This window comes from Gammaproteobacteria bacterium, assembly GCA_013214945.1.
GTDB lineage: Bacteria > Pseudomonadota > Gammaproteobacteria > Enterobacterales > Psychrobiaceae > Psychrobium.
On sequence record JABSRT010000011.1, the window covers coordinates 143269 to 155422 of the forward strand.

Here is a 12154-nt window from a genome sequence, read left to right on the forward strand (position 1 = left end):
ATTCTCACTGTGATTTGTTTGCTGATGAGGGCCTGGACCCAGACTGTAAAATGCTAAGTCGTTGCTTGGCGTAGTCGATTAATACCGGCTCAATATTTGGCAACATCAAAAGCTGCTGATAACGTAAAATTGCAGCAGGTTTGGCTTGAGCGTCGAGCGCAATAGCCAAGCCCAACAACCATTTATGATTGTTATTGTCGCGCGATATTAACGCGGAGTAATTCGATTGTGCCTGCGGCCATTGCTGCAATTGCTGAGCGAGCGAGCCGGCCAATTCGAGCAATTCGACCTCGATCTTATTAAAACGATAAGGGTGATCTAATGTTAACAAGGCTTGGCTTGGTTGCTGGTTGTGCAGATAAATTTTTGCCGCCAGTAATTTATGCGACCATTGCTGTGGAAATAGCGTAATGCCGCGCTCTAATAAACTCAACGCTTGAGTTAGATTGTTTTGATTAACATGACTGCGCGCCAACAATTCTCGCGCCTGATGCTGCGATGGTAAAGCGACTAAACTCGCACGCCAAGAATCTTGCGCTTTAAACACCAAACCTAATTGGGCCTGCTCGCGACCTTGCTTAAGAAATAAAGCAGCGGCCTCAACTGACGTTAACTCGACGTGTTTAATGGTTAACTCACCGCTAGGTACAGCTTGTGACACCGCTAGCGGTGGTCCGGTAAAATTCTGAGTTTGAGTTGGGATTACTTGATCGGCTAAAGGCAGCTGTAGTTGGGTTATCGGGGCTAATTTTTCTTCATATTTTGGTGGCTGCTTTGCGACAACATCAACTTGAGGCTGCAATGATTGCTCTTTTTCTTGCTGTTGTTGTTGTTGCTGCTGCTGCCGTTTAACCGATTCAACTGCGGGCTTGAGCTGTGGTTTTTCTGGCACGGGTTCAACCGGCACCAATAGTGGCTCTAGCGCCTGCTTTATCTGAGTGACTTTTACTGGCAACTGTTTAACCTCCGCCGCAACAGCCACTGGTAGATTAAGGCTTACGGGCAACGGTGGTTCAACAATTTGAGATGGCGGCATCGACCACAACTTAGCTTGCCAGCTCCAGCCTATCGCTACCAATACTGCGCAAATAAACCCTAAAACTATCACCAAATATTTAAGGCGTGAATTTGGTAATTCCAAGGCAATAAGCGGTTCACTGTTAAACCCTTGATCTGCTAAATTACGTTGTTCCAAATCTTTAAGCGCTTGATTAATTACACTCATTGGTTAGCTCCGCTTAAATAAATAGTAATAGCCATTAAACTGCTCACGAAAATTGAGCCCAACACTAGCCACAGTAGGCGTGGTGACTGTTTCGCGTCAATCGTGTCAACAATTGAGCCCTTAACATTTTTAGCTGAGACCTGAAACTGGCCACCACCAAAACATAATAACAAAGCCTTATGGCACAAAATATTAACCAAACGCGGTACGCCGCGGCTTGCTATCGCTATTTTCTTCGCTTCGTTAGGCAAAAATACCGGCTTGCCTTGATGGCCCGCGACTTTGATCCGATAGTCGATGTAATGAGCCACCTCTGCAGCTGTCATGCTGCGCAGCTTATAAGAAAAGGAGATGCGCTGACGCAATTGGCGAAATTTAGTTGTTGCTAGTCGTTGATCTAATTCAGGCTGGCCAAACAACACTACTTGCAGCAATTTACGCCGCTCTGTCTCTAAGTTAGTAAAAAGTCGCAACGCTTCAAGGCTTTCATCGGGCAATGCTTGCGCCTCATCTAAAATCACCACGACCGCCTTGCCTTGAGCAGACAAATTAAGCAAGTGCTGCTGCAACATTTGGATTAATTGCTGTTGATCAATGTTTTGTGAATATTTTAATCCTAATTCTGTTGCTACAGCCCAGCGTAACTCACTGGGATTTAAAAAGGGGTTGGGGATATAGGCAACACAAAAACCTTGCGGTAATTCATTTAATAACTTGCGGCAAATAAGGGTTTTTCCAGTGCCGACTTCACCGGTCACCTTGATAAAACCCTCCCCTTGCTTAAGGGCCGTCATTAACACTTGCAACGCCTCGACATGAGGTTTCAAGTTAAGAAAAAAGTCAGTATTGGGTGTTAAGGTAAAAGGTAATTCCCGTAATCCAAAATGGTATAAGTACATAGCAGCTTAATTGGCGCTAGCTGGATACCAGCTGTCAACCAGTTGCTTAGATTGATCCAATTGCTGGCGCCAAGTATTCACACCCACCACAGTAGGGCGAATTAAAATAATCAGTTCAGTTTTATCTATTTTCTCTGAACGGTTGGTAAAAAGCTCACCTAGAACTGGAATAGAGCCTAACAGCGGCACCTTTGATTCCTTTTCGGTGGTGCGTGAACTCATTAAGCCACCAATCACTACCACGTCACCACTGCGCGCACGAATAATAGTATCTGTTTCTCGAATCGAACTGTAAGCCAAGGGCAACTGATAACTGCCCGATTGCAGCTCAATCTTCTTTTGCTGCTCAATCACATTCGTTACCGACGGGTGAACATGTAACAGCACTTGGCCATTTTGATCAATTTGTGGCGTAACATCTAAAGCAACCCCAGAGAAGAAAGGTGTCAACTCAATGTCCGGAGTACTAGTCGTATTATCATTCGTGGTCGTGGTGGTTGACGAAATGTCAGTGACGAAATATTCATCTTGGCCGACCTTAATTACCGCTTTTTGATTGTTCAAGGCCGTAATTCGTGGGCTAGATAATACATTAACGTCACCTTGTGTTTTTAGCAGCGACACGACCCCTTTAAAATTGATATTAGAAAATGTTAACGAGGCCACCCCGCCAAGGGTTGAACTGATCACATCAGAAATACTTGCTGATGTGGTGCCAAAATCAAAATTGGTGACATTATTGTGGCCAGTTTCGGTAAGAATTTCCTGCCACTCGATACCTTGCTGATAACCTTCGCTAAGCGTTACTTCTATGATCCGCGCCTCGAGAATCACTTGGCGTTGAATATTGGTTTCTGCGCGTTGCAAAAACTCCTTCACTGTGCGAATTTCATTGGGGAAACCACGTACAGTAACAACACCGGCATGCGGACTAACAATTACCGCGCGACCTTCACCCGGCAGTAAACCGCGTAATGTCGTTTGCAGTTCGGCCCAAAAGTCTGTATCGGTCCGCGACTCGATAAAGGTGCCATTGCTGCCCGAACCAGAGCTATCACTGTCTGAGTCGCTATCGGTTAATCCGCCAGAGCTAATACTGGTTTGCGAAACGCCATTACGTTTGAGCAATAAGTAATTAACATTAAAAGTTTCAGAGGTAATCGCCGCAGGCAAGACCTGAATTATTCGACCTTTTTTTATGATCTGGTAATCGTATAACTGCGAGATAGAATCAATCACTTCATCGAGCGTAACTTGCTTTAGTTGTAATGAAACATCACCGCTTAACTGCGGGTGAAATACCACGCTATAAGGAGTTTTAGCGACTAAATTGGCAAAGAGTTGTTTGATGTTAACGGCGTTGGCTGCAATATCGAAACGCTTTTGGCTAGGCTGGCTGCTAATTTCACCAAAGCTCATCGGCTTAGGCTTTAGCGCTTGCGCGACGCTTGGCGGCACACTAAAAGGTACAACGGGCGAAATAGTACTCTGTTGTTTTTCTTGCGCAAAAGACTCTTGAATTTTTTTCCGCTCTTGTTCTATTGGAGTCATTTGACAACTCATCAACGCCACCGTGCTAACAACAACAATTCCTTTTTTAACGCCAAAAACTAACATTAATACTCAACCCCTATTTCGAAATATTGACGACTGAATTGCCAAACAAATACAACTCTGTTCCTGAACTAAAAATAACCTTATCAAACATGATTTTTAAAATAACATCCTGATTAATCGCTTGACCGCTTTGATAAGGCTTTCCACTAATGACTGCAATACTATTATTATTAAAGGTCTGAATTGCATCTAATCGCAGAACTTGAACAGGCGCTGCTGTATCGATACCTGCATCATCAGTACTTTTGATGACGATGCCCGGCCGCGTTGGATCGCTCAACGACGCGGCCTCAATCCCAGCACCACTTAAGATAATCAACAGCAACAACAACAACTTAACCACTAACACCAATAAACTCCTTATCTGTGCTTAAGGTATAAACGACTATTTTAGCCGCGGCTTTAGGATGTTCTAATACTGAATAACTGATAGCGCTCCATAAAATTTTGTCGCTGGTATCTTCAACTTGTTGTAAAAACTTTAAAATTGAAAAATATTTTCCTTCAATATCAACAATGATTGCATGTTTATAGAGTAAAGGGGTAGGCGCAGCTTTAACCCCAGTTCCGACTTCTGCCGTTTCAGTTAATATTGCCTCTGGCGCTACCGAACGAAACGACATAACTTTTAAGCCATTGCTTTCGTTGAGTAATGATTTAAGCGATATGATCATGTCTTGTTTAGATACTAGCGCTAAATTTCGATCGAGCAGTTGCTGTTCTATCGCTAATTTACTCAACGTTAACTGTTTAATTTCTTGTTTTAACGACTTATTCATTTCAGAGCTTAAAATCAGGTCGACTTCTGAAATTTGCTGCTCGGTTTCAACTATCGTTTGCTCGGTCGATTTACCTGAGTCCGTCGCCTGACGCCAACTAATGTAGAGCGGCTCAAGGATGAAATGATTAGCAATAAGACCCAATAACACCAAACCAGTGATTAAGATTAACGCCTTTTCTCGTATTGTTAGTTCCACATAACGTTTGAGTGCCTGCTCACTAGTCATTGAGTTGTCTCTTTTTTATTAGCATTATTTAAGGAAAACTCAAGAAAGTCACTGTTGCGTAATATTTTTAATGAAGAGAAGTCTTGCCCCATTAATGGCTTAACCTCTTTGAGTGCTTCAATCCACAACAGAACATCGTTAGAGTGCAACGCACCACCATGTAAATTAACGCCAGCGTATTCAATGTTTATCTTGGTTAACCAAATGCCAGTAGCTGGAAGCTCGGCTAAGGCTAAAAACAAATCGGAATAACCTTGGCTATTCGATTGGGTTTGCTGTTTCATCGTCGCCAGAATCCGCTGCTTAATCGCAATTTTATTCGACAATTCACTCTTTTGCTTGAGCAATGCCACTTTGTCATTACGTTGTGCTAACTCAGTGGCGCGCGTTGTTAATGTCTGCTGGGCTGCTTGTAATTTATCAGCTAGTTCGAGGTTTACATTGTTTTGCATGCTTTGCTGCCACAATAGCCCGCCGGTAGCCAATCCGATTAAAATAATAACGGCGCCCCACGAAGCTAACAACAAGTTAAACGGCAATATTTCTTTTACTGGCTGCAGTGCTGGGGTGTATAAATTAATCCGATTTTTCATTTACGACCCTTCACTCGACTTTAATTCTGCAAAGCCCGCAGCGTTAATGGGGAAACGACGAAAATCTTCTTCGACATCGATTTTTAACTGCTTGACTGGCAGGTCAAATAATTCTTGCATATTGCTCAATATAGAGTCGAAGTCAAAATTTTGCACGGCGATAAAAATGGTATTGATGGAGTTTAGCCTTAATTGACCTAAGGCAAAATCAATTGAACGTTGAACTTCCAGCCCTAGGTTGGTTAACATGCCTGATGAAAAATCGACCTCACTCATTTGATGAAAATTATCATAACCTTGAATTCGTCGACTAAAGCATAACTTGCCATCTTCTATCACCGCAATTAATACTTGTGAGCCCGGCACATGAAAAACCAACACATTGGCGTCAGATGAGCTCACTAACTGAGAAACAACGACGTCTTCAACTGTGATCCCGGAAATTTCAACCTCACTGTCATGCAAGTAATTGACGACAGGACTGATCATTGCTTTATCACATGCAATAACATGCAATTTGTTCATGCTAGGGTTGTTACTGTAATGCTGGTAATAATCAATAATTTGATTATCAGGCTTGATCGTAAATAAACTTTTAACACTCCAGGCCAATGCCTGTAAAACCTCATCTTCTGGCACATTCGGATTATCAACTTGCACCCCTTGATATACCCCATGAGCCAACACAATTTGACAGCGGCTATTACTGAGATCTATTTCTTGGGCCAATGTTTTTAGGGTTGTAACATAATCCTCAACTTTACTCGGCAGTTGCTTAACAAAATGCTGTTCGCCGTCAATCACCCCAACCGTGACACTGTTAGGCTGTAGCACTAAGCTTAACTGACGATTTGATGAGGTTTTTTTACGACCAAACAATTGACTAAGCACGGGAGGCTTCCTTAAAATTGCTAAAGGGATAATAATAGTAATATCATTATCCCGATAAACAAGTGTGTTGCAATACAAATCACACCAAGCTGCTAAGGTATTTATCTAATTTTGTTATATGAACCAATAAATTCACCGCTACAACCAATAACCAGTGCCTTGCTAAAACGGCATAATATCACCTTAGATATTAAACGTGATGACCTGATTCATCCGCTGATATCAGGCAATAAATGGCGTAAGTTAAAATATAATTTGATTAATGCTCAGCAACAAGGCATTAGCAAATTGCTTTCTTTTGGTGGCGCTTATTCGAATCACATTCACGCATTAGCTGCCGCTGGCCATGCCTTCAACTTTGAGACCATTGGCCTCATTAGAGGCGAGGCTGACAGTGAGAATCCGACAATAATTGATGCTAAACAAAACGGTATGACGATCAATTATCTTTCTCGTCTTGAATATCGCAAGCGGCACGATCCAAGTTACTTGCTGCAGCTGCAACAACAGTTTCCTGATGCGCTGCTTATACCCGAAGGCGGAACCAACGTGGCAGCACTAAAAGGAGTTGGTGAAATATTAACTGAATTGGCGGATCACAATCCAGATTTTATAATCACGCCTTGCGGTAGCGGCGGCACCACTGCCGGGCTCATTGCGGCAAGCCCGCCTCACACTAAAGTGATTAGCATTCCAGTCTTAAAAAAGGCTAGCTATTTAATCGAAGAAATCAATAATCTCGTGACAGATGTCGGCATTAAAAATAACAACTGGAGTTTTATCGAAGGTTATCATGGTGGCGGTTATGCCAAGATCCCCCCTGAGTTGGTCGAATTCATTAAGCAATTTACCCAGCAAACCGCGATTGAAATTGAACCGATATACAGTGGCAAGATGTTTTTCGCCTTAGACGACTTAATCAAGCAAGGTTATTTCCCAGCAGGCAGTAGAATAGTGGCCCTACATACAGGTGGCCTGCAGGGGCTGCGGGGCTTGAAACAACGCGGATTACTAACTTAATCGACAAAATGGCAGTTTAGTTCGGCCAATAAACAAACAACCTCACTAATATGATCGGCTCGGTGTACTTAAGTGTTACTACTTGAACATCAAGACACCTTAAATCGAGGCTCTAGCGCAGCATCTATGCTGCACAAAGTTGCTTTATCAAACAGCAACACTTTCAATCAATTAAATGCGTAGCTACATTTAAGGTGAACAGAGCCAATATCATCAAACATGCGACAATTTGTCACATCCCAGTTAGCCATTGAAAGCGTTAGACTTACTAAAAATTTTAACAGGAAGTCTTGCTATGTATCGAGTCGCATTGATCGCGTTGGTGTTGCCTGCCGCGCTATTGTCTAATATCACAAGTGCCACTGAAGCCAATCTTAAAACCACCCAAGAGCTTGAGCGTATTACCGTCTCTGCCAGCAGAATAGCTAAAAAAGATATTGAACAAGCTATTGCAGTTGAATTTGTTGGAAAATCAACACTCGTTCAAGATAATGGTCAGCACATTGCAGAATCCCTTAATTCAATTTCAGGTGTGTTGTTAAACCAACTGCAAGGTGCGCATGGCCACAATGCCGCAATTAGAATGCCGATTAATTATTCAGGGTCCTATCTCTATTTACAAGATAACATTCCGTTGCAATCAGCGGCATTCTTTAACCATAACGCACTGTGGTGGAGCAGTTTTAATTCAACCATAAAACGGATTGAAGTTATCAAAGGCGCGGGCACGGCTTTACATGGCTCGGGAGCAATTGCGGCCACTATTAATACCTTAAGTGAAGATGTCACCATGACACCGAGCGGCCAATTAGACTTAACTTTTGGTGAGTATGGTTACGTAAAAAGCAAAGCGGCTTATTCTAATTCGATAAGCAAAAATCAAGGGCTTGCTATTTCAGGCTCGTTGCAATCTAACGAAGGTTATCGTCACCATACCGCCTCACAACGTGGTGAAATACATATTAAACATCACTACGAAGGGCGTGATGAATCGTTAACGACCAGTTTTGTGGCTTCAGATTTAGAGCAGGAAATGGCGGCCAGTCTATCAGGCGATGATTTCAATACTAATCCGCAATCTTCCGGTTTGTCTGCCGAGGTATTGGCATCAGATCCCTTACGAAAAAGTCGATATTTTCGCTTAAGCAGCACCTGGGATAAAGTGACTGATAGCGGTCTTAATATTAGTATGATTCCATACTTACGCCAGCGTACCAATGACTATACCGCAACCTGGAATGCCAACATGCCAAAGCAGGAAAGTCAGGTTACTACACTCGGTTTATTGTCGTTCTTGTCATATGAACCTAATGATAACGGCGAGTTAATCGTCGGACTTGATGTGGAACATTCACAAGGTGAATCAAAATCTTATCAAGAACAGACAATTACTACGACAGGCTGGGCCAGCAATACCTTTATAGCAGGCCATCAGTATTACGATGACACTACTACCTATGTTGGAATTTCACCCTATATTCAATACGAACATGCCCTCACCGATCAGCTTAGCCTATCTGTCGGTGGCCGTTATGATTACAACAACTATGATTATGATAATAATTTAGCCGCTTTAGATAATGACGGTTATGGAAAACGTCGCTTGGCTAATCGCCGTGATAGCTTCAACCATTTTAGTCCAAAACTATCTTTGAATTATCTACTTAATGATACAAGTTCTGTCTATGTCAGATTTGCCAATAGTTTTCGAATACCTACAGCTGGATCCCTTTACCATATTAAATCAGGCAGTACCGACAGCCTAATTGATGGCGTCAAGGTAGAAACTTCAAATACCTATGAGCTGGGTTATAAGATTAATCATCAGGCATTTAATGCCCAAGCAGCTATATATTTTATGGATCTTGATGACGCCTTAGTCAATGCAGTGACCGATGACGGCTTTGATTACCAAACTAATGCTGGTCGGGTTATTCATAAAGGCATCGAGCTAAGCATTAATAGCCAAATAACCAGAGAATTTGAAGCCTCATTAGCGCTAAGCAAATCAGTGCATGAATACGATAACTATGTCGAAGGCCTAGGAAGTAGCTCACCAAAAGAGCTATCGGGCAACACATTAAAACTGGCTCCAGCATATATTGCCAATGCCCGATTTGTTTATACCCCAGATTACCTTGCTAACTTTACCGGCATATTAGAAATAAAATCGATTGGCGATTATTACATGGACGATAAAAACACCAAGCAATATTCAGGCTATACCATCGCTAATATCAAGTTTAACTATCAACTAACAGCGGCGTTACGCCTTCATGGTCGCATTATCAATATTAATGATAAATATTATGCTCAGCAGGCGGAGATCACCTACGGTAGTGAGAAATATTCACCAGCAAGCGGCCGAACTGCATACGCTGGCCTTAGCTACCGCTTCTAATAAAGGAACTTAGTATGATTAAATTACTGACCATCCTGCTTGTGAGCTTTAGCGCGAACTTAACCGCTCAGCAAACTATCGATCACAGTAAGCATCAGATGCAGCCACCAGTTACAGAACCAAGCTGTGACACTTTGAGCATGGCATGCGCAAAAACTATTTCATCAGCAGTCGATAACCAAGGTCGCATTTGGTCCGTTTGGTCACTTCAGCAATATCTCTATTTAAATTACAGCGATAACTTAGGCCGTTCGTATTCAAGACCGCGCAAAGTTAATAACGTTGCAGAAAAAATATCTAATCGTGGTGAAAATCGCCCTAAAATTGCAATAGACGATGCTGGCAATGTGTATCTTTCATGGGTAACACCACTTACAAAACGTTTTAGCTCTAATGTTCGTTTTAGTTATCTCGCTGCAAACAGTAACCTATTTTCACCAGTCGTAACGGTCAACAATGACAATCTATTAACTGGTCATAGTTTTAACGAAATGGTGGTCACCGACACTGGGGATGTTTATATCGCCTGGTTAGATGGTCGCGCGAAAGTTGCCGCAGAAAAACAGGGTACCCGTTTACGCCACAGTGAAATTTATCTCGCCCACGCAAACTTTATTCAAGGTAAAACGGTATTTGATAATAGCTACCTTACCCAAGGTACTTGTGTTTGCTGCCGTTTAGCGATGGATTTAGATCAGCATGCACTACCAATACTAATGTGGCGCCATGTCTTTGAGAAAAATACCCGTGACCATGGTTTCTTAACGATGAAAAACCAGCAACAAGCCAACCCGATTAAACGCGTTAGTTTTGAAAAGTGGCAAGTAGATGGCTGCCCGCATCAAGGCCCGAGCATGGTTAGAGAGAAAATTGGCGGAAATAGTAATCGGGTACATATGGCCTGGTTTAATAATGCATCCGATGCCAGCGGCCTATTTTATAGCTACAGCGATAACAACGGCGCAGACATGAGCAAGGTAAATCACTTTGCCACTAAAACACAGTTGCCTGAGCATCCTTTTTTGTCTCGAAAAATCGTAGCTAATGGCACCAACTCGCTACTTCAGCTTGTGTGGCGAGAATATAATGGTAATGCGCATCAGATTAAATATCAGTCATCTGCTACCGGTGACATCTGGAGTGAGTCACGTGTGATCGCAACGGCCGTCAAGCAAGTCGATTATCCCTACATTTTACAACACCCATCAGGCAGCTATTTACACTGGCACATTATCGGCCAGCCATTACGGTTAATTAAACTATGATATCTTTCAACAAACCTGTCATTACCCTCGCCGTTAGTTTCCTATTCGCGGTAATAGCATTATTCAATAACAGCAAAGTATTCGCAGCAATCATTGGCAAGACAACTACCAGCGCTCCTAGCCAATTAACTGTCCAGAAGGCCAAACAGGTGTTCAAACAAGGACCTAAACTAATTGTAATGTGGTCATTGGAGTGTCCAGCATGCTTTGAAGAGTTAGAAACGCTAGCTCAATTATTAAAACGTCACCCGGGATTAGCAATTACGCTGATATCAACTGATGACGATCCAACTCGCAACGAAGAAGTTAATCATGTTTACTCTGAACCAGCATTTAGAACTGTGCCACGTTGGGTCTATCAAGAAAATCAAGCACAACACATTAGTTATACCATTGATCCAACATGGCAAGGCGAGTTACCACGCAGCTTTTATATTGATAAAACCGGTAAACAATTTGCGCATTCTGGTTTGTTAAGCCAAAAGCAACTTCAGAGCATAGTCGCTAAAATTAACCCTTAGCCTATTTGTAGTACGCCATTAAGCAGTTGTTCGATTTAATTTATAGGCAGACTAAAGCTTTCGGGTAATCCCCCCTTAAAAATCTACCAGTCAAAACTTGACTGGTTTTTTTATATATAAATATTTCAAGCTAGCAAGTTCATTGATATCCAGAGATTGGTAATTCCCCCTCAACAAAATGCTTACATTGAACGCTTTAATCGCACCGTTAGGTATGACTGGTTAAGTCATTATATCTATGAGGATATTGAACAATTACAAGATCGAGCAACACGTTGGTTATGAACCAATAATAATGAGCGACCTAATATGGGGATAGGCAGAATAACACCGATCCAGAAAAGAAGATTAACTAAAATATAAGTTCTACGACTGACCTTCATTAATAATGGGGGGATTACCCACCCAAATACTTGCTAATTTTTAAATCCAGGCGCGAAAAAGCGACTGCAAATTATAATGCAGCGGCTTCATCTAAATAGGTGATTGGCATGGCTATGTCGTTCTGGTCGTGGCTACGAGTTAACTCTCGCACTGACTGCGTCAGCGACTACCCCCCATATTCTTACTAATTATTATATTGCAGACGTGAAAAAGCCGCTGCAAATTAATGCAGCGGCTTCATCTAAATAGGTGATTGGCAATGGCTGACCACTGTAGCCATCAACCCGTTAACCCTGTTGCAACGACTACGTCGTCGACAAGCGCTTTGAAG

11 protein-coding genes and 1 pseudogene are annotated in these 12154 nt (G+C 42.3%); 5 read left to right on the forward strand and 7 right to left on the reverse strand.

Going from position 1 to position 12154, the window contains the following annotated elements:
- Window positions 1-4: 4 nt before the first annotated feature.
- The 7 genes from HRU23_10645 to HRU23_10675 form a co-directional block, all read right to left on the reverse strand.
- Window positions 5-1225, reverse strand: coding sequence for a hypothetical protein (locus tag HRU23_10645; GenBank protein NRA54593.1), 1221 nt, complete (start codon window positions 1223-1225; stop codon window positions 5-7).
- Window positions 1222-2124, reverse strand: a complete 903-nt coding sequence (locus HRU23_10650; protein ID NRA54594.1) for an AAA family ATPase — start codon at window positions 2122-2124, stop codon at window positions 1222-1224. The genes HRU23_10645 and HRU23_10650 overlap by 4 nt, the downstream gene beginning before the upstream one ends.
- Before the next feature lie 6 nt (window positions 2125-2130).
- Window positions 2131-3687, reverse strand: a complete 1557-nt coding sequence (gene mshL / locus HRU23_10655; protein NRA54595.1) for a pilus (MSHA type) biogenesis protein MshL — start codon at window positions 3685-3687, stop codon at window positions 2131-2133.
- A 67-nt stretch (window positions 3688-3754) separates the two neighbouring features.
- The gene (locus HRU23_10660) at window positions 3755-4090 is read right to left on the reverse strand and encodes a hypothetical protein (GenBank protein ID NRA54596.1); all 336 of its coding nucleotides are present in this window, start codon (window positions 4088-4090) and stop codon (window positions 3755-3757) included.
- A complete protein-coding gene (locus tag HRU23_10665; GenBank protein ID NRA54597.1) occupies window positions 4077-4748 on the reverse strand; it encodes a type II secretion system protein M in 672 nt (223 codons plus the stop codon). Before HRU23_10665 ends, HRU23_10660 begins: the two co-directional genes overlap by 14 nt.
- The gene (locus HRU23_10670; protein ID NRA54598.1) at window positions 4745-5341 is read right to left on the reverse strand and encodes a hypothetical protein; all 597 of its coding nucleotides are present in this window, start codon (window positions 5339-5341) and stop codon (window positions 4745-4747) included. The genes HRU23_10665 and HRU23_10670 overlap by 4 nt, the downstream gene beginning before the upstream one ends.
- Window positions 5342-6232 (reverse strand): hypothetical protein, encoded by an 891-nt coding sequence (locus HRU23_10675; GenBank protein ID NRA54599.1) that lies wholly within the window; start codon window positions 6230-6232, stop codon window positions 5342-5344. It lies immediately after the preceding gene.
- 108 nt (window positions 6233-6340) lie between these two features.
- On the opposite strand from HRU23_10675, the gene HRU23_10680 reads away from it, so the two are divergent.
- The 5 genes and pseudogenes from HRU23_10680 to HRU23_10700 all read left to right on the forward strand — a co-directional run bounded on the left by HRU23_10680 (window position 6341) and on the right by HRU23_10700 (window position 11721).
- On the forward strand, window positions 6341-7252 hold the full coding sequence (locus HRU23_10680; GenBank protein NRA54600.1) for a 1-aminocyclopropane-1-carboxylate deaminase/D-cysteine desulfhydrase: 912 nt from the start codon (window positions 6341-6343) through the stop codon (window positions 7250-7252).
- A 295-nt stretch (window positions 7253-7547) separates the two neighbouring features.
- Window positions 7548-9653 carry a TonB-dependent receptor gene (locus HRU23_10685; GenBank protein ID NRA54601.1) on the forward strand — a complete coding sequence of 702 codons (2106 nt, stop codon included), beginning with the start codon at window positions 7548-7550 and terminating at the stop codon, window positions 9651-9653.
- A 14-nt stretch (window positions 9654-9667) separates the two neighbouring features.
- Entirely contained in the window at window positions 9668-10918 is a 1251-nt protein-coding gene (locus tag HRU23_10690) for a hypothetical protein (GenBank protein ID NRA54602.1), read from the forward strand.
- A 149-nt stretch (window positions 10919-11067) separates the two neighbouring features.
- Window positions 11068-11439 (forward strand): hypothetical protein, encoded by a 372-nt coding sequence (locus tag HRU23_10695; protein ID NRA54603.1) that lies wholly within the window; start codon window positions 11068-11070, stop codon window positions 11437-11439.
- A 168-nt stretch (window positions 11440-11607) separates the two neighbouring features.
- A pseudogene (locus HRU23_10700) lies at window positions 11608-11721 on the forward strand (transposase).
- The last annotated feature ends 433 nt before the right edge of the window (window positions 11722-12154 follow it).

Bases quoted from the DNA above. Each gene is read 5' to 3' on its own strand.
- HRU23_10670 (NRA54598.1), bottom strand. From the start codon at position 5,341: ATGAAAAATCGGATTAATTTATACACCCCAGCACTGCAGCCAGTAAAA.
- HRU23_10665 (NRA54597.1), bottom strand. From the start codon at position 4,748: ATGACTAGTGAGCAGGCACTCAAACGTTATGTGGAACTAACAATACGA.
- HRU23_10645 (NRA54593.1), bottom strand. From the start codon at position 1,225: ATGAGTGTAATTAATCAAGCGCTTAAAGATTTGGAACAACGTAATTTA.
- HRU23_10650 (NRA54594.1), bottom strand. From the start codon at position 2,124: ATGTACTTATACCATTTTGGATTACGGGAATTACCTTTTACCTTAACA.
- HRU23_10690 (NRA54602.1), top strand. From the start codon at position 9,668: ATGATTAAATTACTGACCATCCTGCTTGTGAGCTTTAGCGCGAACTTA.
- mshL (NRA54595.1), bottom strand. From the start codon at position 3,687: ATGAGTTGTCAAATGACTCCAATAGAACAAGAGCGGAAAAAAATTCAA.
- HRU23_10685 (NRA54601.1), top strand. From the start codon at position 7,548: ATGTATCGAGTCGCATTGATCGCGTTGGTGTTGCCTGCCGCGCTATTG.